This window comes from Corynebacterium heidelbergense, from assembly GCF_028609845.1.
In the GTDB taxonomy this organism is placed as follows: Bacteria; Actinomycetota; Actinomycetes; order Mycobacteriales; family Mycobacteriaceae; genus Corynebacterium; species Corynebacterium heidelbergense.
Genome location: NZ_CP063191.1, coordinates 402,177 through 422,032 on the forward strand (window position 1 = coordinate 402,177; position 19,856 = coordinate 422,032).

At 66.0% G+C, this 19,856-nt stretch carries 20 protein-coding genes, 1 tRNA gene and 1 pseudogene; 9 read left to right on the forward strand and 13 right to left on the reverse strand.

All coding sequences use genetic code 11. The features are described from left to right. Positions 1-142: 142 nt before the first annotated feature. The gene (locus CHEID_RS01640; RefSeq protein ID WP_273661204.1) at positions 143-748 is read right to left on the reverse strand and encodes a hypothetical protein; all 606 of its coding nucleotides are present in this window, start codon (positions 746-748) and stop codon (positions 143-145) included. Positions 749-1,038: 290 nt separating this feature from the next. On the opposite strand from CHEID_RS01640, the gene CHEID_RS01645 reads away from it, so the two are divergent. From CHEID_RS01645 to ispF, 3 genes are all read left to right on the forward strand, one after another. Beyond that, positions 1,039-1,650 (forward strand): CarD family transcriptional regulator, encoded by a 612-nt coding sequence (locus tag CHEID_RS01645; RefSeq protein ID WP_112768571.1) that lies wholly within the window; start codon positions 1,039-1,041, stop codon positions 1,648-1,650. 68 nt (positions 1,651-1,718) lie between these two features. Beyond that, positions 1,719-2,606, forward strand: coding sequence for a 2-C-methyl-D-erythritol 4-phosphate cytidylyltransferase (gene ispD / locus CHEID_RS01650; RefSeq protein WP_112768572.1), 888 nt, complete (start codon positions 1,719-1,721; stop codon positions 2,604-2,606). Further along, positions 2,603-3,148, forward strand: a complete 546-nt coding sequence (ispF, locus tag CHEID_RS01655) for a 2-C-methyl-D-erythritol 2,4-cyclodiphosphate synthase (RefSeq protein ID WP_112768573.1) — start codon at positions 2,603-2,605, stop codon at positions 3,146-3,148. The genes ispD and ispF overlap by 4 nt, the downstream gene beginning before the upstream one ends. Positions 3,149-3,177: 29 nt before the next feature. On the opposite strand, the gene CHEID_RS01660 is transcribed toward ispF, so the two are convergent. After that, a complete protein-coding gene (locus CHEID_RS01660; RefSeq protein ID WP_112768574.1) occupies positions 3,178-4,023 on the reverse strand; it encodes a fumarylacetoacetate hydrolase family protein in 846 nt (281 codons plus the stop codon). Positions 4,024-4,216: 193 nt separating this feature from the next. On the opposite strand from CHEID_RS01660, the gene cysS reads away from it, so the two are divergent. Next, a complete protein-coding gene (cysS, locus tag CHEID_RS01665) occupies positions 4,217-5,698 on the forward strand; it encodes a cysteine--tRNA ligase (RefSeq protein ID WP_181645837.1) in 1,482 nt (493 codons plus the stop codon). An 82-nt stretch (positions 5,699-5,780) separates the two neighbouring features. Next, entirely contained in the window at positions 5,781-6,737 is a 957-nt protein-coding gene (gene rlmB, locus CHEID_RS01670; RefSeq protein ID WP_112768585.1) for a 23S rRNA (guanosine(2251)-2'-O)-methyltransferase RlmB, read from the forward strand. 60 nt (positions 6,738-6,797) lie between these two features. Here rlmB and CHEID_RS01675 read toward each other — a convergent pair whose 3' ends face one another. Genes CHEID_RS01675 through CHEID_RS01685 form a run of 3 tightly spaced genes read right to left on the reverse strand, consistent with a single transcriptional unit; the run spans position 6,798 to position 9,471 of the window. Continuing rightward, complete coding sequence (locus tag CHEID_RS01675) at positions 6,798-7,775, reverse strand: metal ABC transporter permease (RefSeq protein ID WP_112768576.1); 978 nt, start codon at positions 7,773-7,775, stop codon at positions 6,798-6,800. Next, on the reverse strand, positions 7,772-8,482 hold the full coding sequence (locus CHEID_RS01680; protein ID WP_238599212.1) for a metal ABC transporter ATP-binding protein: 711 nt from the start codon (positions 8,480-8,482) through the stop codon (positions 7,772-7,774). Before CHEID_RS01680 ends, CHEID_RS01675 begins: the two co-directional genes overlap by 4 nt. After that, the gene (locus tag CHEID_RS01685; RefSeq protein ID WP_112768577.1) at positions 8,479-9,471 is read right to left on the reverse strand and encodes a metal ABC transporter solute-binding protein, Zn/Mn family; all 993 of its coding nucleotides are present in this window, start codon (positions 9,469-9,471) and stop codon (positions 8,479-8,481) included. The genes CHEID_RS01680 and CHEID_RS01685 overlap by 4 nt, the downstream gene beginning before the upstream one ends. 113 nt (positions 9,472-9,584) lie before the next feature. On the opposite strand from CHEID_RS01685, the gene CHEID_RS01690 reads away from it, so the two are divergent. Then, positions 9,585-10,691 carry a LacI family DNA-binding transcriptional regulator gene (locus CHEID_RS01690; protein WP_273661205.1) on the forward strand — a complete coding sequence of 369 codons (1,107 nt, stop codon included), beginning with the start codon at positions 9,585-9,587 and terminating at the stop codon, positions 10,689-10,691. A 16-nt stretch (positions 10,692-10,707) separates the two neighbouring features. Here the strand turns inward: CHEID_RS01690 and otsB are convergent, their stop codons facing one another. From otsB to thrE, 5 genes and pseudogenes are all read right to left on the reverse strand, one after another. Next, complete coding sequence (gene otsB / locus CHEID_RS01695) at positions 10,708-11,601, reverse strand: trehalose-phosphatase (protein WP_112770083.1); 894 nt, start codon at positions 11,599-11,601, stop codon at positions 10,708-10,710. Between the two features lie 30 nt (positions 11,602-11,631). Next, on the reverse strand, positions 11,632-12,123 hold the full coding sequence (locus tag CHEID_RS01700) for an META domain-containing protein (RefSeq protein ID WP_146743895.1): 492 nt from the start codon (positions 12,121-12,123) through the stop codon (positions 11,632-11,634). A gap of 5 nt (positions 12,124-12,128) precedes the next feature. Beyond that, positions 12,129-13,712 (reverse strand): alpha,alpha-trehalose-phosphate synthase (UDP-forming), encoded by a 1,584-nt coding sequence (locus CHEID_RS01705; RefSeq protein WP_112770081.1) that lies wholly within the window; start codon positions 13,710-13,712, stop codon positions 12,129-12,131. 386 nt (positions 13,713-14,098) lie between these two features. Beyond that, positions 14,099-14,440, reverse strand: a pseudogene (locus CHEID_RS01710) (hypothetical protein); the annotation flags it as partial. A gap of 106 nt (positions 14,441-14,546) precedes the next feature. Beyond that, complete coding sequence (gene thrE, locus CHEID_RS01715) at positions 14,547-16,109, reverse strand: threonine/serine exporter ThrE (protein WP_273661207.1); 1,563 nt, start codon at positions 16,107-16,109, stop codon at positions 14,547-14,549. Between the two features lie 103 nt (positions 16,110-16,212). On the opposite strand from thrE, the gene CHEID_RS01720 reads away from it, so the two are divergent. After that, positions 16,213-16,288 (forward strand) — tRNA-Thr (locus CHEID_RS01720). A gap of 62 nt (positions 16,289-16,350) precedes the next feature. Here the strand turns inward: CHEID_RS01720 and CHEID_RS01725 are convergent. Continuing rightward, positions 16,351-16,554, reverse strand: coding sequence for a hypothetical protein (locus CHEID_RS01725; protein ID WP_112770079.1), 204 nt, complete (start codon positions 16,552-16,554; stop codon positions 16,351-16,353). Positions 16,555-16,651: 97 nt separating this feature from the next. Between CHEID_RS01725 and CHEID_RS01730 the strand changes: the two genes are divergently transcribed. Both CHEID_RS01730 and CHEID_RS01735 read left to right on the forward strand, forming a co-directional pair. Beyond that, entirely contained in the window at positions 16,652-17,290 is a 639-nt protein-coding gene (locus CHEID_RS01730; RefSeq protein ID WP_112770078.1) for a hypothetical protein, read from the forward strand. A 16-nt stretch (positions 17,291-17,306) separates the two neighbouring features. Further along, positions 17,307-18,524 carry a glutathionylspermidine synthase family protein gene (locus CHEID_RS01735; RefSeq protein ID WP_181645953.1) on the forward strand — a complete coding sequence of 406 codons (1,218 nt, stop codon included), beginning with the start codon at positions 17,307-17,309 and terminating at the stop codon, positions 18,522-18,524. A gap of 129 nt (positions 18,525-18,653) precedes the next feature. Here CHEID_RS01735 and CHEID_RS01740 read toward each other — a convergent pair whose 3' ends face one another. Next, complete coding sequence (locus CHEID_RS01740; protein WP_112770076.1) at positions 18,654-18,863, reverse strand: hypothetical protein; 210 nt, start codon at positions 18,861-18,863, stop codon at positions 18,654-18,656. Positions 18,864-19,016: 153 nt separating this feature from the next. Further along, the gene (locus tag CHEID_RS01745) at positions 19,017-19,751 is read right to left on the reverse strand and encodes a L,D-transpeptidase (RefSeq protein WP_273661208.1); all 735 of its coding nucleotides are present in this window, start codon (positions 19,749-19,751) and stop codon (positions 19,017-19,019) included. Positions 19,752-19,856: the final 105 nt, after the last annotated feature.

Here is a 19,856-nt window from a genome sequence, read left to right on the forward strand (position 1 = left end):
CTAGGCAGCGCCCGGGACATGCTCACCGCCCGCATCGCCCGAAGGCCACGAATATCGAACAAGTGTTCCCCCCGTCAATAACCAATAAAAGCGACCGGGGGGAATGAGGACCGAAGAAAAACCCGGAGGAGAAGGCGCCTGCCTACTTCTCCTCGGCGAGCTGCTTGTGCTCCTCCATGAAATTCTTCTCATCGGTTACGGAGCCGTTCGGTCCTCGGTAGTACTGCCCGGCCTCGGGGGTGGGGGCCGCCACAGCGGCGTTCACCGTCACGCTTCCCTTATCGAACTCTAGCTTCACTTCCTCGTGCCCACCGGGGTAAAGGTTCTTCATGGTGAGGCCCGTGATGACGTACGTCGGGCACTTGGGGCTGGTGTTCTTGTCCTCGTCTAGCTGCTGGATGGCCGGGGCGATGTCGGCCACCAGGTTGCAGTTCGGCTGGATGGTGGTGTCCCCCTCCAGGGTCACCGGCTGGTTGCGCACCGTCACGCTCTTCAGCGTGACCTTCTCGCCGGACTCGTCGTTATTCCCGGCGTTGAACTTCACGCCGCCCGTGCCGTCCGGTCCGACCAGCACCGTCACGTCCCGCACCGTCACGTTCTTCACGCTGCCGGCGGAACCATTTACGGCGGCAACCTGCGTGTTCGTCTGCGAGATCTGACCTGCACCGCACCCCGCGAGGGCGAGGGCAGAACCGGCGGCGATAAGGGTCAGGGCGCCGCGGGCGGCGGACGGCTTCAAGGGCTTCACGGTGCGATCCTCCATTTGAGGCAGTTGTGTAAACGTCTACCGGACAGCGTAACCCCTTTCAGCCCCCTATACCTAGTCACCCAATTCACCAATCTTCATGACCTTCGCCACTGCCTTCCGCCAGCCTCATTCCTCGCCCTGCCCCCGCCGCCCTTCCTCTCGCGAACTCGCTGCCCCGTATCTTCGGCAGATGTCCCCGGCAAACCGGTGCATCCTCCCACGCTGCCCTGCGGTAGAATTGCCGCGACGAATAAGCACCACCTGCCCAGTAGGAAGGCGAGATCACCCGCATGGAGTTCAAGGTCGGCGATACGGTCGTTTACCCCCATCACGGAGCGGCCGTCATTGAGGGCATTGAAAAGCGTTCCTTCAAGGGTACGGAGGTCGACTACCTGGTCCTCCGCATCAACCAGGGCGACTTGGCGGTGCGGGTGCCCGCAGCGAACGCGGAAAAGATCGGGGTTCGCGATGTGGTGGGGGAGGAGGGCCTGTTGAAAGTCTTCTCCGTGTTGCGGGAGACGGACGTGGAGGAGGCCGGTAACTGGTCCCGCCGCTACAAGGCCAATCAGGAGCGCCTGACCTCCGGGGATGTCAACAAGGTGGCCGAGGTTGTGCGCGATCTGTGGCGCCGGGATCAGGACCGGGGCCTATCCGCCGGGGAGAAGCGGATGCTTGCGAAGGCCCGGCAGATCCTGGTCGGCGAGCTTGCCCTCGCCGATGGGGTAGACGTTAAGAAGACCGACGCTCTACTGAAGCAGATGCAGGAGACAATCGAGCGGCACCGGGAAGCGGCCGCAGCCGCCCGGGCAGCGGGCTTGCCGGAGGACGCTACTGCCAAGAACAGCACCAGCGTGGACCTGGATAGCGAGCTGGGGGAGGACCTGGACGGCGACGAGGCCTAAGCCCGTTCCCACCTGCGGGTACTAACAGCCAAGGCCTCGCCACTATCTCCTCCGCCAGCAGCACTGACATGACCCCACCCAAGAGCCACCCGTCCGGCGCTCCCGTCTGCGCTATTGTCGCAGCGGCGGGCAGTGGCACGCGCCTGGGCCGGGACATGCCAAAAGCCTTCGTAAACCTCGGCGGGCGCACCCTATTGGAGCGCGCGTTGGATGGCATTGGGGCTTCGGGGGTGGTCGATCGGGTGGCCGTCGTAGTCAGCGAGGCGATGTGGGGCAGAGCCAAGAAGATCATTGAGGACGCCACCAACAACGCGCTGTGGGAACCTCTCGAAATTCAGCTAGTGCTCGGCGGCGGGGAACGCGCAGACTCCGTTCGGGCTGGCCTGCAGGCGATGGCAAAGGCAATCGACGGGCCAGAACCCACCGCGGGCGCCATCGTGCTGGTGCACGACGCCGCCCGCTGCCTCACGCCAGCGACAGTCTTCCGCCGAGTGGTGGAGCAGACCCGGGCCGGACTCTCCAGCGGGCAGTGGGCGGGGGTGATCCCCGCCCTGCCGGTGGTGGACACGATCAAAACCGTGGATCAACAGGGATTCGTGCTGGGCACCCCGGCGCGCCGCACCTTGCGGGCGGTCCAGACTCCGCAGGGGTTCGGTCTCCGAGACCTGATGAGCGCTAACGAAGCGTTCACCCGCTCAGGGTTGGCGGGCGCCGAGGCGACGGATGATGCCTCCATTATGGAGTTGGCGGGCCACCGGGTGCTTACGGTCGCGGGGGACCCGCGGGCCCTGAAGATCACGACGCCCGAGGACTACGAGGCAGCCCTGCGCCTCTTGGACCGGAGCGCTCAGCCCCAACGTCGGCCCGCGCCACCCGGCGCCGACGACCTGGCAGACGGCACCGCTGCAAGCCAGGGCCTCGTTAGAAACAACCTGGCAGATGAGGAGAAGCGATGACTCCAGCACAGAACTCCGAACCGGCAGCCGCACCAACCGGCCCTGCAGCCAGCGCCCCGATCATCCCGCGGGTGGGGGTGGCCACCGACGCGCACCAGGTGCAGGCCGGAAAACCGTGCTGGATGGCCTGCCTGCTCTGGGAGGACGAGGACGGCTGTGAGGGGCACTCCGACGGGGACGTGGTAGCCCACGCCGTGGTGGACGCGCTGCTCAGCGCCGCAGGCCAGGGGGATCTGGGCAGCTTCGTGGGCGTGGGTCGCCAGGAGTACGACAACGTCTCCGGCGCCCGCTTGCTCACCGAGTGCCGCGAACTGCTGGCATCCAAGGGATTCACGATCGGCAACGCGGCCGTGCAGATGGTGGGCAACCGCCCGAAGATGGGCACGCGCCGGGCCGAGGCGGAGGCCGCAATGAGCGAACTGATCGGGGCACCCGTCAGCGTCTCCGCGACCACGACGGACCACCTCGGTTTCACCGGGCGGGGCGAGGGCGTGGCTGCCGTGGCCACCGCCGTGGTGTGGTCCAAGGTGCAGGGCCGCTAGGGCCCCCTGCCATCCTCATCCCACTCGCCTCATCCCATCCGCACCGTAGAGCTGACTTCCCCCAGCCCCTCGATAGAGATGCGAACCTCGTCCCCATCGGCTAAGTACCGGGGCGGTTTCATCCCATGCCCCACCCCTTCCGGGGTGCCCGTGACGATGACATCCCCCGGCTCCAGCCGGGCGAACTGCGAGATGTACTCCACCAGCTCCGCCGGTGGAAACACCAGGTCCGACACGCTGTGCTCCTGGCGCAGCTCCCCGTTCACCCACGTGCGCAGCGTCGCCCCGTCCGCGACGGGATCCACCTCCTGGGCCGGGGTCAACCATGGTCCGAAGGCGCTGGAGGCGTCCGCGTTCTTGCCCTGCAGCCACTGCTGCGTCCGGTACTGCCAGTCGCGCTGGGAGAAATCATTCATCACCGCGTAACCTGCGACCCTGCCACCGGCGCCGACCACAACCGCGAGCTCACCTTCGTAATCCGCCTGCTGCCCCAGGGCGGCAGGTAGGTTCACCTGAGCAAACGGCGCTGCCAGGGCACTGGCGTATTTGGCGAAGAGGGTGGGGTGCTCCGGGATCTCGTGGCCCATCTCCTGGATGTGCTCCCGGTAGTTCAGCCCCACGCAGAAAATCTTCCCCGGCCGGGGGACCACTGGGAGCAATTGCGCCGACGTGAACTCCACCATCCCGCGCGGGGTGGCGGCGGCGCCGTGTTGGGCAGCAGTGGCGTCCCCAAGAACGGAAGACAGATCCCCCCGCCCCAGCAATTGGCCCACACAACCGTCCGCGAGCACCCGGCCGCGGCCGCGCCCGTCCTCGAACTCCACAACATCCACGACGGTGTGCTGGCCAGCGATGTCCACGGTTGCTAGGCGCATAGTGTTTGTCCTCGATTCTTCTTCGGGCACGTCGGTGGGTTCTCCCGGGGGGCCTCGCCATTTCTCGCGGCGCCGGATGGCCCTGGGATTTAGCGCCTCCCACGCTACTGGCCTGCGGGGCAGCGGCGTCATCCCGGGGCCAACGCGAACAGTCCGTTTCCGCCCCTGACAACGGCAAGTAGACTTAATCGGCGTGACTCTACGACTGTTCGATACCGCCACCCGTGAACTACGCGAATTCGCCCCCCTGCGCCGGGGGCACGCATCCGTGTACCTGTGTGGCGCGACCGTCCAGTCCATCCCCCACATCGGGCACGTCCGCTCCGGTGTGGCCTTCGACATCCTGCGCAATTGGCTGACCGCCAAGGGCCTGGATGTCGCCTTCGTGCGCAACGTCACGGACATCGACGACAAAATCCTCACCAAGGCCGCAGAGAACAACCGCCCCTGGTGGGAATGGGCCGCCACGCACGAACGCGCCTTCGCCTGGGCCTATGATCAGCTCGGCGTAACCCCGCCGTCGATCGAGCCCCGAGCCACCGGCCACATCCCCCAGATGATCGAGTACATGCAGCGCATCATCGACAACGGCCACGGGTACGCCGCCGACGGCAACGTCTACGCCCAACCCGCCACGATCGAGCGCTACGGTTTCCTGTCCGGTCAGCGCCTGGACGAACTGGACCAGGGCGAATCCGCCGGCACCGGCAAGCGCGACCCCCGCGACTTCACCATGTGGAAAGCCGCCAAACCGGGCGAGCCCGCGTGGGATTCCCCCTGGGGACCCGGCCGGCCGGGGTGGCACATCGAATGCTCCGCGATGGCCACGACCTACCTGGGCCGCGAGTTCGACATCCACTGCGGCGGACTGGACCTGCAATTCCCGCACCACGAGAACGAGGCCGCCCAGGCCCACGCCGCAGGGGACGGGTTCGCGAACTTCTGGCTGCACAACGGGTGGGTCACGATGAGTGGGGAGAAGATGTCCAAATCGCTGGGCAACGTGCTCAGCGTGCCGGCGATCCTGCAGAAAGTGCGGTCCGTGGAGCTGCGGTACTACCTGGGCAGCGGGCACTACCGGTCCATGCTGGAGTTCTCTGACTCCGCCCTCCAGGAGGCCGCGGCCGGGTACCAGAGGATCGAGAAATTCCTGTTGCGCGCCGCCGATTACTTGCGGTCCTGCGGTTCTGCGGGGTCTTCGGGGGGTGAGGACGCCACCAGCACCCAGCGCACCGAAGCCCCCGATGTCGTGGAAGTGGGCCCCCGGCTGGAGGCGTTCGACGCGAAGATGGATGAGGACTTGGCGGTGCCGCAAGCCCTTGCCGTCATCCACGACGCGGTGCGCGAAGGCAACAAGGCGCTGGCGCAATCCCAACCGGGCGGGGCGGTAGACGTGCGCAAGTGGGCGGGCGCGGTGCGTGGGATGGCGGCCGTGCTGGGGGTGGACCCGCTGGGGCCCACGTGGTGGCCCGCCACCCGTAACCAGCAGGGGGGCTCCGGCGCTGCACTGGCTGCCCTGGATGTTCTTGTGCAAGCGGAGCTGGACCGCCGTGCGCAGGCCCGGGCGGAGAAGAACTGGGCCGTGGCAGACGAGGTGCGCGACCGGCTCAAAGCCGCGGGCATCGAGGTGACCGATACCGCAGATGGGGCCAAGTGGTCCCTGCCGTTAGGATGACCGGGTAAGCGCCAAACCCTCGTGCACCAATTGCCGGAGGTGTGGCGCATCAGAACGACGCGACAACGAAAAGGGTGTGGCCGTGGCCGGCAACGACAAGCGCCGAGGTGCTATCCGAAAGACCAGCAAAAAGGGGCCCGCCAAGGGATCCGGTGGCCAGCGGCGGCGGGGACTGCGCGGTAAGGGGGCCACCCCGAAGGCCGAGGACCGCGAATACCACGCGGCCTATAAGCGAAAGAAGGCCGCCGAGCGCCGCGCGTCCGGCCGTCACGATCGGCGCAAGCTCGCCGAGGACGTGGAGCTGGTCGTGGGGCGCAACCCGGTGGTGGAGTGCCTGCACGCCAGGGTTCCCGCCACCGCCCTTTTCGTTGCCGTGGGCACCGCCAATGACGAGCGCCTCTCCGAAGCGGTGCACACATGCGCCGAGCGGGGGATTTCCGTGCTGGAAGTCAGCCGCGACGAGCTGGATAAGATGACCGGCAACGGGATGCACCAGGGAATTGGATTGCAGGTGCCGCCCTATGCCTATGCCCAGGTGGAGGACGTCATCGAGACCTGCGTGGCCATGCCTTCCCCGGGGCTCGTGGTCGCGCTGGACAACATCACGGATCCCCGGAACCTTGGGGCGGTCATCCGCTCCGTCGCGGCTTTCGGCGGGCATGGGGTGATCATCCCGGAGCGCAGAAGCGCGTCGGTGACGGCTGTGGCTTGGCGCACCTCCGCTGGTACGGCCGCCCGGCTGCCCGTGGCGAAGGCCACCAACATGGTCCGGGCCCTCAAGCAGTTCCAGCAGGCCGGATTCCAGGTGGTCGGCCTGGATGCCGGCGGGGATCACACGCTGGACACTTACGACGGGACAACTCCCGTGGTCATCGTTGTGGGGTCCGAGGGCAAAGGCCTGTCCCGCCTTGTTGGCGAGACCTGCGACACGATCCTGTCCATCCCCATGGCCGGGAAGGTGGAATCGCTGAATGCCTCCGTGGCTGCGGGCGTGGTGCTCAGCGAGTTCGCCCGCCAGCGGCGCGCGAAGAAGGGGTAGGGGGGCGCGGCGAGCGGACCAGCACCCGGCACGCGCGTGGGCGTACTGCGCTAGCGCGTACTAGTGGTGACCGGGGGTGGGCTCGTTGAGCTCCGCGCCGATCTGCGCCTGAAGCTCCGGGCTGCTGGCGCTATCCGGAATGGCCTGGGGCGCCAGCGCGGCAGCTTCCCGGTACTCCCGCGCCCGGACTTCATCCGCGCTGACCCGTCGCCCCCGCAGCCAAGCGATGAGGCGGCAGGCCAGGTAGATCACAAAGCTGATGGTGGTCACGAAGACGGACACCGGGAGTCCTGGAGCTAGCGAGAGCACCAGCCCCCCGACAGCCGCGGTGACCGAGAATATCCCGGACAGCAATACGGCGATGACGGGGTTCGCGGTCACCTTCACTGCCGCGGCCCCCGGGGTGATCAACAGGGCGATGAGAAGCAGCGCACCGACGATCTGAACCCCCTGGCTCGCCACCACGCCGATGAGCGCGGCGAACAGGACGGACAGCAGCTGCACCCGCACCCCCGAGGCTGCGGCGAGGACGGGATCAACCGTGGCGAACAGTAGCGGGCGCCACAGGACCCCCACTACCGCCACGACCAGTGCCGCCACGCCTGCCAAGACCCCCAGGCTCGCCGAGCTCACGCCGACAATCTGACCAGTCAGCAGGCTAAACGCTGCCGAGGAACGGCCGGGGTAGAGGTAGATGAACAGGACAGACAGCCCCATGCCGAAGCTCAACACCACAGCCACAATGGAGTCCTGCTCCCGCATTCCCAGCAGCGCGAGGACCACGGCGGCGGCGACCGCCCCCACCAGCGCGCCGAAGCTCACACCATATCCGAAGAGGAGTGCTGCGGCCGCCCCCATGAGGGCCAACTCCCCCGTGGAGTGCGCGGCGAAGCTCATCCGCCGCATCACGATCAGGGGAGCGATGGCCCCGGAGACTATCCCCAGCAGCAGTGCTGCAATGATGGCGTGCTGGACAAAATCAACCCCGAGCAACGCGGTGGTATCCGCCCACCAGTTTCCGGTGTCAAACGCGCTCACACTACCACCAGCTTGCCGTCCACATTAATGACCTCTACTTCCGTTCGATAGAGCTCGGAAAGGGTGCGGGTGGTCATCACTTCATCTACTGTCCCGATGCAGTGGCCGTGGGGCGTGAGGTAGAGCACCCGGTCAGTGACGTCCAGGATGGGGTTGATCCCATGCGTTACGAAGACCACTGCAGTGCCGTGTTCCCGGCGCCGAGCGTCCAGCAGCTCCACCGTTCTGCGCTGGGCCCGCAGGTCCATGGACAGCAGCGGCTCGTCGCACAGCAGGAGTTTTGGGTCGCCCGCCAGGGCTTGGGCTTGGCGGATAAGCTGTTGCTGACCGCCGGATAGTTCGCCGACCCGGCGCTTGGCGAAGCCACTGGCCCCCACCGCGGCAAGAGCCCGGTCCACATCCGTCCGCCGTGGGCGCCGGTGACGAAGGATCCCGTGGGCAGTGGAGAGCCCCACCAGGTCCCGCGCTCGGATGGGCGCGTCTGGATCAAACATGCGCTGTTGGGGCATGAATCCCACTCGGTCGGTGGCCCGGTAGCTGCCCCCGGTCAGCTTGCGATTCCCCAAAGCAACATTGAGCAGAGTCGACTTGCCCACCCCGTTGGTGCCCAGCACCGCAAGGAATTCCCCGGGCTGGACAGTAAAGCTCAGGCCCCGCCACAGGGGCTCGACCGCGGCATCACGAAATTCGAGCAGGGGCTCGGTCACTTCGTCGCGTTCTCCAACTCGGAGATGAACTTGTCCATGTAGGCAAAGTAGTCGGAGCCCTGGTCTGGGGTCTCATTGACGTTGACCAGCTTCATCCCCTTGGATTTCGCCGCATCCACGAGCTGCTGGGCCGCGGGGGTTTGGGCCTGCTGGTTGGTGATGAGGGCATCGGCGAGTCCGCTGCGGACGATTCGCACTGCCTCGGCGACATCGGCGGCGGAGGGCTCCGATTCCTGGGCCACGGCCTTCTTGAATCCCTCCGGGGTGATGTCCGTGAGCTTGGACACCCTCAGCGCATCCTCCACGATGGACTCGGTGGTGATGACGTTGCGCTCGGGCAGGGCCTTCAGGCGCTCGCTGAACTTCCCGAGCTTCTCCTTCACGCTGTCCGCGGTGGCGGGGATGGAGGAGTCCTTCTCGTGGAGGTGCTCGGCGAAGTGATCCGCGAGGTGCTCCACAGCGGCCATATCGAACCACACGTGCGGATTCTCCCCCGCAGCGCCGTGGTCGTGCCCCTCGGCACCCGCAGCGCCATGGTCGTGCCCCTCGGCTCCCGGGGCCCCGTGGTCGTGCCCACCGGTCTGCCCGCCGCCATGCCCATCCCCGGCGGCGGTGATGACGTGGGACTTCGCGTCGGCGTGATCGGTCAGCCAGGAATCGTAACCGGCCCCGTTGGCCACCACGAAGTCCGCGCCCTGCAGCTTGGCCAGGTCCTGTGCGGTCGGTTCGTACTCGTGGGGGTCCTCCTTGGTGTTGTCCAGGATGGTCTCCACCTCCACGTTGTCGTGGCCCTTGGCGACTTCCTTGGCGATGTCCCCCCAGATGGCGGTGGAAGCCACCACCTTGATTTTCGGGTGATCCTTGGCCGATTGGCTGGACCCGCCGCCGCTGCCGCCGTTGTTGTTGTCGTTGTTGTCGGAGCAGGCCGCCACGCCCAGGGCCAGGATAGTGGCGCTGGCCACGGCAGCGATCTTGCGAGGTAGCGTCATCGAATGTCCTTCCGCGGTGCATCTCACCCAAGTTGAAAAGGATTGCCATTGCTAGCGTAGTGGGAGCCGAGACTTTCCGGCAATTGCGGCCCGGGACGCATAGATTGGTGGGCATGCAGTCCCACCAGCGCCGCGGCACATTGGCGTCCATAGCCGCCGAACTGGGTGTCTCCCGCACCACCGTTTCGAATGCCTACAACCGCCCCGACCAGCTCTCCGAGGAACTCCGGGACCGCATCTTCCGCACCGCCGCACGCATCGGCTACCCCGGTCCGGACCCCACCGCGCGCTCGCTGCGGATGCGCCGGGCGGGGGCCATCGGAGTGCTCCTCACGGAGGAACTCACCTACGCCTTCGAGGATCAGGCCTCCGTGGAGTTCATGGCGGGTGTCTCTCTGAGCTGCGGGAACCTCGGTGCATCCATGCTGCTCATCCCGGCGGGGGTGGGCGGGGATTCGGGGGCTAAGCAGCTTGTGCACCAGGCCTCGGTGGACGGTTTCATCGTCTACTCGGTGGCGGCGAATGACCCCTTCCTGCAGGTCGTCATGAGCCGTGGCATGCCCACCGTCATCTGCGATCAACCGGCCGATCGCCGCCGCGTGCCCTTCATCGGCATCGACGACCGCGAAGCCATCAAACCCGTCGTGCGCCAGGTCCTCGAGGCAGGGCACACGCGGATCGGGGTGTTGTGCATCCGCCTGGACCGCTCCCCGAACGACGGCTTTGTCTCCCGCGAGCGGCTGGCCAGCGCCCAGATGCATGTCCAGCGAGATCGGGTGCGTGGGGTTTTGGAGGTCATTGAGGACGCCACCCTCGACCCAGCGCAGGTCCCAGTCGTCGAGCGGCACGTGAATAATCCCGAGCAAACATACTCCGCGGCCGCCCAGCTATTACGGGAGCACCCGGAGCTCACCGCGGTGGTGTGTACCACGGACTCCATGGCTTTGGGACTGACGGCTTATGCGGCAGACGCCGGCATCAGCATCCCCGGGGAGCTGAGCGTCACCGGTTTCGATGGCATTCCCCAGGCTGTGGGGGCGGGCATCACGACCGTGCGCCAACCCAGCCGGGAGAAGGGGCAGCGGGCGGGAGATGCGCTGGCTCAGCTCATCGCCGTGGCTCCCCGGGCCGGGGAACAGCGGGTCTTGCTACCCACCCAGGTGGTGCCGGGTACCTCTATCACAAGCCCCCGGGCAGCGGGAGTGCTGTCGGTAGGGTGAGGGGAGGAGCGCCGTTTCAGCGCCGACGGGCCAGCTCGGCGAGGAACTCCTTAACCTCGTGGGGGTCCCGCACCGTGCGGGCGGCTGCGCTGGTCCAGTCCTTGGCCTGCGGGTCCTCCCCGGTGACGTGAATGCCCAGGTCCGGTCGGTCCTGGCGCAAGATCTCCATGACCGTTTCGTCGGTGACGTCATCCCCGAGAAACACCGTGGCCCCACACCGCATGGCCTCCCGCAGCCGCTCGACGTAACCGCCTTTGGTGGCGTGGTCCACGGCAACCTCCACGACGTTCTTCCCGCGAGTGGTCGTGGCTAGGGGCTGGGTTTCGGCGTACTCGGCGTACTCCGCGCTGGCCCGGGCGGCCACCTCCGCGTCCTCGGCAGTTCGGCTGTGCAGACTCACCGAGAGCGGCTTGAACTCCACCCACAGCCCGGGGTCCTCGGCGGCCAGCGCATCGGCGCGATCTGTTAGATCCTGAAGCAACTGGGCTCGCTCGGGGCTCAGGTTTCCCATTGGCTCGTCCGCGGGTTCTGCCCCGTGGCTTCCCACCAGCCGGATATCCCCGACGGTCGGCTCCGTGATCGCGGGTAGCCCGGTTACGGCGGTGAGCTGGGCCAGGTTCCGCCCGGAGATGACCAGCACTGTTGTGCCCGGGCGGGTCGCCAACTGTTGCAGGGCCTCCAGGGAACCGGGAATAGCGCGGGCTTCGGCGGGATCATCCACGAAGGGGGCCAAGGTTCCGTCGAAGTCGACCGCGAGCAGCAGCGTTCCGGCCTGCGCGAGATAGGCGAGGTCCGCTTCCGTCAGGGGAGAGCAGGATTGGTGGGCGGCCTGCCGCTCTCCGGTCGGCTCAGCCGACTCGGGGGCAAGTGGGGTGGATGCTGGGCGGTGTTCTTCGCTGTGCTCGGACATAATGTGGGCCTAGACGGCGCCTTCCTTCTGCTAGCGGTCGATCATCTCGATGGCCCCGGGGGCCTGCCAGGGCTGCGCGTCGGGTTGCACCTGCGCCAGCCGTAGCCGCCCCTCGCCGGGGCGCTCAATCCTCATGCTATGGCCGTCCAAGACCGCGCGAAGGCGGTAGGCGGAGTCCTCATCCCCCGGTTGACAGCGGGACTGCTCTGGGAGTTGCTCCGTGCGCACCTGCGAGACTGCCATTTCTGAGGCATCGCGGTTGAACCGGGCCTTACCGGAGATGTTGAAACACCCACTGGCACCCGTGAAGGCATCCTGCTCGAAGACGAGGAAGACCCGCCCCTGTTGGGTGTCCGGGAGGATATGCGGGCGGGTGGCGTCCGTAAAAATGGAGGTGACCTGCCACTGGGTGTTGCCGATGGGCGACTCGCCGGAACCACAGGCCGCCAAGAAAGTAAGCACGACGGCCGCGCAGCACGCAGCGGGGAACCATCCCGCAGACCGCGCCCTGGCTGTTCCCACCACCGTTAGCGCTCGCCCTTGCCTTCCAGCACACCCAGGAAGGAACGGGCCCAGCGGTCCACGTCGTGGTGGCGGACGTTTTCCCACATAGCGCTCATGCGCTCGCGGCGCTGGGCGGCATCCTCCCCATCTGCGCGCAAGATAGCGCGACCGACGGATTCTGGGTCGTGCGGGTTGCACAGGTAAGCGGTGGTGAGCTGTGTCGCAGCCCCGGTGAATTCGGAGAGGATCAGGGCACCGGTGCCGTCCGAGTGGCAGGCCACATACTCCTTGGCCACCAAGTTCATGCCATCCTTCAGCGGGGTGACCAGCATCATGTCCGCCGCGGAGTATAGAGCGACGATCTCCTCGAATGGCAGGGAGCGGTGGACGTAGTGCACGACGGGCCGCCCCAGGGCGCCGTGGTTACCGTTGATGCGGGAGACCACGCGCTCCACGGCCTCCCGGGTTTGCTGGTAGTCCTCCAGCCGCTCGCGCGACGGCGTGGCAACCTGCACCATCGTCACCTCGTTGGCCTTGAGTTTGCCGTCGTCCAGCAGCTTCTCCACGGCCTCCAGGCGGTGCAGGATGCCCTTGGTGTAGTCCATCCGGTCCACCCCCGCCAACAGCAACCGGGGGGAGCCAAGCTGGGCGCGCAGTTGGTTCGTGTGGGCCACGGATTCCGGGGAGTGCGCCGTCTCCGCGACGTGGGCCGAGTCGATGGAGATCGGGAAAACCCCCACCAGGACCTCCCGGCGGTCCTTGGGCGTCGGCAGGCCCGTGGTGTGCGAGAGCTCCGTGGAGCTGTGGCTGTGCTCCGGCGGGGGAGTTTGTTTGCCCTGGTTGGAGCCCGCGCCGAGCTTGTCGGCGATATAAGCGTCGTCCACCAGCACGCGGCCGACCACGAACCCATCCTCCGGAAGGCGGGCACCGCGCAGGAACGCGGCGGACTCCTCATCGTCGTCCGTCTGCACCTCGTAATCCAGGGCCCGCAGGGTGTCCAGGAAGTTGCGGGCACCGTCCTGGGTGTGGAATCCCACCACGTCCGAGCCGAGGGTGCCTGCCAGCACTTCCCGGCGCCAGGGAAGCTGGCGGAACAGCTCCGGGGAGGGGAAGGGGATGTGCAGGAAGAAGCCCAGGCGCAGGTTGGGGCTCTGCTGGCGCATCATTCCCGGAACCAGATGTAGTTGGTAATCCTGCACCCACACCATCGCATCATCGCTAGCGGCCTCGGTGGCCGCCTCCGCGAAGCGCTTGTTGACCTCGAAGTAACGATCCCACCACTGGCGGTCGTACTTCGGCTGGACGATGAGGTCGTGGTACAGGGGCCACAGGGTGGCGTTGGAGAAGCCCTCGTAGAACTGGGTGAAATCCTCCGTATCGAGGTTCACCGGGAACATCGTGATGCCCGTTTCTTCCGGGCTGGGCATGTCCTCCGCGGCGACGGGGTCCGTGGTGCCGGGCCAGCCGACCCAGGCGCCGTCGTTCTTCTCCAGCACGGGCTTCAGCGCCGTCACCAAGCCCCCGGGGGCGGCGGTCCATCCGTCGCCATCCCGATCCACGGGCAGGCGATTGGCTATGACGACGAAATCAGACTTGTTGGCGCTCATGGGGGCAAAATCCTTGTTTGCTAGGAAGTGGTGTTGCTCGAGGTGGTGCTGGTCTTCGTGGCCGCAGTTTTCTTGGCGGCCTTCTTGGCCGGGGTCTTCTTGGCCGCCGTCTTCTTCGTGGTGGACTTCGTCGTTGACTTGGCAGCGGTCTTCTTGGTGCTAGCCTTCGCCGTCGACTTCGTGCTGGTCTTGGGTGCTGCCTTGGTGCCGGATTTGGTGCCCGACTTGGTGGTGGCCTTTGCGCTGGCCCTCGCACTGGTCTTCGCGGCCGTGGAGGTGGTCTTGGCCGTCCCGGTCGACTTCGCCTCGTCGCCGGTCGCTTCCGGGGACTTCTCGGCCGCCGACTTCTCGGCCGTCGACTCACCCGCCGCGGTCTTTGCCGCCGCGGTCTTCTTCGTGGACTTGGCAGCAGTCTTGGATGTCGACTTGGCCGCGGTCTTCGTGCCAGCGGCCTTCTTCGTCGTTTTCTTGGTGGTGCTCTTTGCGGTCTTGGTGGTCTTGCGGGCGGCCTTCTTCGCCTCCTGCTCAGCGGCCTCCAAGTCGGCGACGACCTTCCGGTGGATCAGCCCCTCCGGCTCCACGCCCAGCATGCTCATCAGGGTGACCGCGTCGAGGAAATCTTCGGAGTAACTGGCCACAATCCGCTGGGCGGCCAGGGCGGTTTCCTGCTCCACGGCGTGGAGAGACTCCGTATTGGCAGAACGGCTATCGGTGACCTTTGGCGGCACGTGCTGGGCCCCTTCTCTATGGCTATGCGGATATTCGGGCTACCTCTCCCCCACTCAAGCCGATGCGCCCGCTGTGGTGGGGCGGGTCAAACACAGTCATTCTACGCTACTGCTCGCCGGGAGCGTCCGGCTGGGCGAGCTCGTCCAACCGCCACTGGCTCTGCGTCCCCTTGCGCTGTCGCCGCCGCCAGTGCAGGGGCTGGATGGCCTGGCCGGGGCGCGCAAGGCGGCGCACTGCTCGGGGGCGGACCACCCGGGGACGACGAAGCTGCTTATAGCGGTGGATGATGCGCGGACGGCGCAGCCGACGGGCCGTCCACTCCCCGAGGACCACCCCAGCGGCCAGGGTGGTGGCGGTGCCCAGCGCCAGGGCCAGGTTGGAAATGCCCACGACAAACTGGTCGCTGAGGATGGAGGACATGCCCCGGTACAGCGCCAAACCCGGCAGGAACGGTGTGATCCCGGCGGTGGCCGTGATCTGCGGGGGAATAAGGTAGCGCCGGGACAACAGACCACCGGCCAAGCCCACCAGCACACTGGAAACCGCCGCTGCCAGCAAACCGTCGGCCGTGGCCAAACCCAGGACGGAGTAGTACGCCACCGAGGCCACCAGGGCCGTCGTGGAGGCCACCACCATGCTGCGTCGCTCGGTGAAGCAGCTAACGCAGAAGGATAGCGTGGCCAGGGCACCCGCGAAGATCTGGACGGTCGTTCCCCCCAGGATGCCCGCGGTCTGGCTGGTGTCCAGCGGCGGCAAGATCACACCGGCGGAGGCAATGGCCGTCAGCCCCGCCCCGATGCCCGCGATGATAGCCCCTGTGGACAGGAGGGTCTCGAAGAATCGTGCGCTCGCTGTCACGGGCGCGCCGGTAACGGCGTCCTGAAGCGCCTGGACGAGAGTCAACCCCGCCAGCAGAGCAACAATGCAAGAGGCAATGACCAGAGACGGCGGGAAATACAAGGACGTATCCCGCGCCAACTCGTAGATTGCCGCCGTGGGCAGCACCGCCACGAAACCGCCGAGGAAATTCTGGAAGAACAGCGGCAGGCTCTTGGACGCCAGCCAGGCGTTAGCGAAGACGGTGAAGATGGTGGTGGCGAAGGCGACCGCGGCAACGGCCCACCCCCCGCCGAGCAGCAGCGCAATGGACGCGGCGAACAATCCCCACGCGCCCAGGGCATAGCGATTGCGGTAGGGGAGGGGGGAGGTCTCGATGTCGTAAAGAATCTTCTGGGCCAGTTCCAGCGGGGTGGCCCCGGCGATGATGGACCGGATCAATCGATCCACCTCGGTGAGGCGCGAAAAGTCCGTGGACAGGCTCTTGACCACGCGGAAGTTGCTGGCGGGGTTGCGGGATGGGTCGAACTGGGCGTACAGGGTCACCGTGTTCAACGTGATATCTACGTGCGTGTTATACAGGCCGTAGGCGCTCATGATGCCGCGTAACTGCGCCTTCGTATCGGAGTTACCCGTGCCCGCGCACAAGAGCAGATCCCCGATCCGTCCGGCAAGATCCAGCACGGAATGGACCACCATCGGGTCCCGCAAATCTACCGGGGCCAGCGGAGACGGGGGAGGGGCGGTGCGAATGGCATCGATCGTGGCTCGACTGCCCGTAAACAGCACGTCGGCCACAGTGCGGACGAACCGAGGCGCAAGCTTTGTCACGCGTTCACCGTACACAATTGGCCGCGCGTTAGTGGGTCCCGGCTAGGGCCTGATAACCTCATCCACGCTTGGCCCCGGAAGCGGGGTGCAAGTTGTAGTTCACGCCGGAGTGGCGCAATTGGCAGCGCAACGGTCTTGTAAACCGTAGGTTGAGGGTTCGAGTCCCTTCTTCGGCTCCACATCCCTGGCCGCTCCTCCCGGCCCCCGCCTCCCGGCGCCGCGCTGGCCAGGTCCAGTAGCCCTAGCCAGCGTTGTCCCGCTGCAGGTGCTGCTTGGCCACCTCCGCGCTGGCCGGGTCCGCACCACCGTTGAGGTAGTGGACCAGAGCCGCTGCGGTGGGGAGGTCTGGGGCGGTGGTGATGACGTTTTTCACCGTAATCTCTTCGGTGCCGGTGGCTCGGACAAGCCAGTCGCCGTGACGGTCGCGGTGCGTGAAGTAGCTCATAGTCGCCGATCTTGCCACGTTCCGCGCCGCGTGTACCGCCGTGGGAGGTTGTAATCTCGGGGGATATCGCTATCAGTAGAGAGGCTTTACCCACGCCATGAGTGAGCGTTCTCGCCCCACCCACCACGTTTTCGCCGCCAGCTCGGCGCTCGCCCTGCTGTCCTTCTGCATATCCTCGTGTGCCCAGGATCACCCCGAGCCCCCGCAGCAGGTGGACTGGGGCCAGGTGTGCGTGGACCAGCAAACCCAGCAGCGGGTGGAAGACGGCCAATGCAACGGGGTCCAACCGCTGCAGGAGCAAAACAACGGGGGCTTCGCGTCCAGCCCCTTCCTCTGGTACTTCCTGGGTTCCCGCGTGGGCGGGAATACGGGGGTGCTGCCCAGCATCGGGTCCAAGATGCCGGCCCCCACCGCGGACAATCCGGTATCTAAGACCATTCCGTCCGAGGGCAAGGTGTACACGGGCCTGCCGGGGCAGGGCGGCCGCTTCTCCGATTCCTTCGCCAAGGCTGGGGGCGCAGAGAGCCGGCAAGGTGGCAAGGTCGTTCAGCGCGGTACGCCGAAGGATATTCAGCCGGGAGTTCCCGCCAAGGGTTCCTCCAATGGCGGAAACAATTCGGGTTCCGGGTCCGGGAAGGATGGCGGCAACTCCGGGAAAAACAGCTCGGGTAAGTCCAACTCCGGCGGTGGTTTCGGCGGTGGACATTCCAGCGGTGGCGGACGCAGCGGCGGATAGAAGGCGGTTTTACAACATGTATCGAATCAACGTTTCTCCGCGGCCATTTTGGTCGGACATCATCCGTAACGAGGGGATTGTCTTCAACTGGGATGAGGGCGAGGCCCACACGGAGGCCAATAGCTATTGGAACGAGCGGGCCACGTACGTCTATTCGGAGCAGGACATCGCCGCTATCTCCCAGCAATGCGAGGAACTTTACGGGATGTGCCTGGAGGCCGGGCAGGCCATCATGAGCGGGCGCATGGGGGATACCTACTTACCCTCCATGGCCATGGACTTGGCGCGGGAGAGTTTCGATCGCGGTGACGTGGACATCTATTCCCGCTTTGATGTTGCTTATGATCCCGAGGCCCGGCAGATCAAACTGCTGGAATACAACTCGGACACCCCCACGTCGCTGCTGGAATCCACGGTCTGCCAGGACACGTGGTTACACGATCGGCCCTATAAGCCCATTGGGGATTTGGGGGCCGCCTTGGTGGATCGCTGGACTTTTGCGTTGCAGCAAACACCGGATACCCGTCGCCTTTTGCATCTCATTCATGTGGATATGGATATCGATCCGACGGGGGAGGACCGGGCAAATGTCTATGTCATGGCCCATGCCGCCAGGTTGGCCGGTTGGGATGTCAAGATCATTGAGCTCAGCGATGTTATGTACGACGCCACCAAGGGCGCGTCCGGCGAACATCCGTGGTGGGATGCCGATGGCGTGGCTATCACTCACGCATTCAAGCTGTATCCCTGGGAGGACATGGTCACGGATAGCAAATCCGGGTACGACCGGGCCGTGTGTTCCACCGGTGGCAGTGTGACGTGGTACGAACCGGCGTGGAAGATGGGGTCCTCCACCAAGCTGCTCCTCCCGGCGCTGTGGTCCCAGTTCATGCATCACCCAAGTTTGCTGCCGGCCTACTTGTCGAAGCACGAGTCTCTGCGCAATTGGGTGCGCAAGCCCCTGTTCGGTCGGGAGGGCGATGGGGTGGTGATCAACGCGCCGGATTATGGCGTCTTTGCGGATAACACCACCGATTTCTTCGACGCCCAATCGCCGTGCGTGTGGCAGGAGTATGCCCCCTTGAGGGCCTACGAGGGCCAAGACCGGGAAGTGAATATTCCCGTGTTGGGCGTGTGGATGATCGGCGACAAGTTCGCCGGGCTGAGCACGCGGGAGGCCAGCCATCCCATCACTAGCCATGACGCAAGGTTTGTCCCCTCCGTGCGGGAGTAGCGCTTCCGGCTGGGCGCAGGACTTCCGGTTCGGGGCAGGGGCGGGGAAATACTCTGGCCGGTGCGGCAATGAAGGAAGGCAGGGCCACTTTCCGCGGACCTGCCTTTCTAAGGGGGTAAAATGGTGGATCTAGTTGTCGGAACCGGAGGTGTTAGTGCCGCCGTCGTTCTGATCCAGGAACTCCCACTCCCCGTCAACCTCGGTCTGCAGCACGTAGCCCAGAGCGTCGTCGGCCGCTGCGGTCTGCTCCTTGAACCAGTCGTAGGCCTTGCCGTTGTCTGCCAGCTCGGTGGTGGCGACAACTTCCTGCTTGGCGTCGAGAACGCGGTAGTTAGACATATGTGTGCTCCTTAGCGGAAGGGGGACGTTCGTCTGCTCCCACCGGTTATACCGGAGTTTCGCGCGGAGGGTAGGAAACCCATTTTGCACACGGGAAAGCCCCCCTTTCCCTTGGGGGGAGAGGGGGGCGTGCACCTCACGGTGCGGGGATCCCTAGTAGATGAAGACCTCGTCACCAATGTTCAGGGAATCGAAGTACTTCTTGGCAGAATCGTTGTTCAGGTGGATGCAGCCGGCGGATTCCACAGAGGGAGACCCGGCGTGGAACGCGTGGCCCTGGTTGGTGAAGTACACGGAGTAGGGCATCGGGGCGTTATTGAATTCCCGGCTGACTTCGTTTTCCACCTTGCGCACCACATGGAAGCTGCCGCGGGGGGTGGGCTGATCCGCGGACCCGGAAGAGATCGGAACCGGGCCGTAGGAACGCTGGCCGCCGTCCTGCAGCCAAGAGGTGTGCCCGTCTAGGTCCACGCAGGCGTGCGCGCTCGCGGGGCAGGGGGACGGTGGGGCCGGGGCCGGGGCCGGCGCGGGGGTCGGAGCCGGGGCGGGCTGGCGGGCGGCTTCCCGTGCTGCCAGGGCACCCGGGGCGATGAAGTCCACGGAGTTGTCCACTCCCTGATTAACCTGGTCACGCAGTTCGGGCGGGAGGCCCTGGGTGGCGGAGTGCAGGGCATCCCGGGCGCCCAGCACGGCACCGTTGAACTGGTTGGCAGCATCCTGCTGTTGCTGCTGGGAGCTGCCCGGCACCGGAGCGGCAGGCTGGGCGGCAGCCATCGGGGCGGCGGTCGCGGCGATGGCCAGGGCCCCCGCAACGGCCAGGCCGGTGCGGAAGCGTCGGACGGTGCCGCGCCGAGGAGCGGGCACAGAGGAAGTTTTGCGCGCAGTCATGACGAACACCATAGCCCCCGGGGGAGGGAAACACCATGTGAAACGCCATCAAAGGCGTTTGACCTTCACAGAAGGCGTACAGGGAGTAAACAGGGGTGGGACACA

Coding starts and splice junctions, on each gene's coding strand:
- CHEID_RS01645 (WP_112768571.1), top strand. CDS start 1,039: ATGGAGTTCAAGGTCGGCGATACGGTCGTTTACCCCCATCACGGAGCG.
- ispD (WP_112768572.1), top strand. CDS start 1,719: ATGACCCCACCCAAGAGCCACCCGTCCGGCGCTCCCGTCTGCGCTATT.
- ispF (WP_112768573.1), top strand. CDS start 2,603: ATGACTCCAGCACAGAACTCCGAACCGGCAGCCGCACCAACCGGCCCT.
- CHEID_RS01660 (WP_112768574.1), bottom strand. CDS start 4,023: ATGCGCCTAGCAACCGTGGACATCGCTGGCCAGCACACCGTCGTGGAT.
- CHEID_RS01685 (WP_112768577.1), bottom strand. CDS start 9,471: ATGACGCTACCTCGCAAGATCGCTGCCGTGGCCAGCGCCACTATCCTG.
- CHEID_RS01690 (WP_273661205.1), top strand. CDS start 9,585: ATGCAGTCCCACCAGCGCCGCGGCACATTGGCGTCCATAGCCGCCGAA.
- otsB (WP_112770083.1), bottom strand. CDS start 11,601: ATGTCCGAGCACAGCGAAGAACACCGCCCAGCATCCACCCCACTTGCC.
- CHEID_RS01705 (WP_112770081.1), bottom strand. CDS start 13,712: ATGAGCGCCAACAAGTCTGATTTCGTCGTCATAGCCAATCGCCTGCCC.
- CHEID_RS01725 (WP_112770079.1), bottom strand. CDS start 16,554: ATGAGCTACTTCACGCACCGCGACCGTCACGGCGACTGGCTTGTCCGA.
- CHEID_RS01730 (WP_112770078.1), top strand. CDS start 16,652: ATGAGTGAGCGTTCTCGCCCCACCCACCACGTTTTCGCCGCCAGCTCG.
- CHEID_RS01735 (WP_181645953.1), top strand. CDS start 17,307: ATGTATCGAATCAACGTTTCTCCGCGGCCATTTTGGTCGGACATCATC.
- CHEID_RS01740 (WP_112770076.1), bottom strand. CDS start 18,863: ATGTCTAACTACCGCGTTCTCGACGCCAAGCAGGAAGTTGTCGCCACC.
- CHEID_RS01745 (WP_273661208.1), bottom strand. CDS start 19,751: ATGACTGCGCGCAAAACTTCCTCTGTGCCCGCTCCTCGGCGCGGCACC.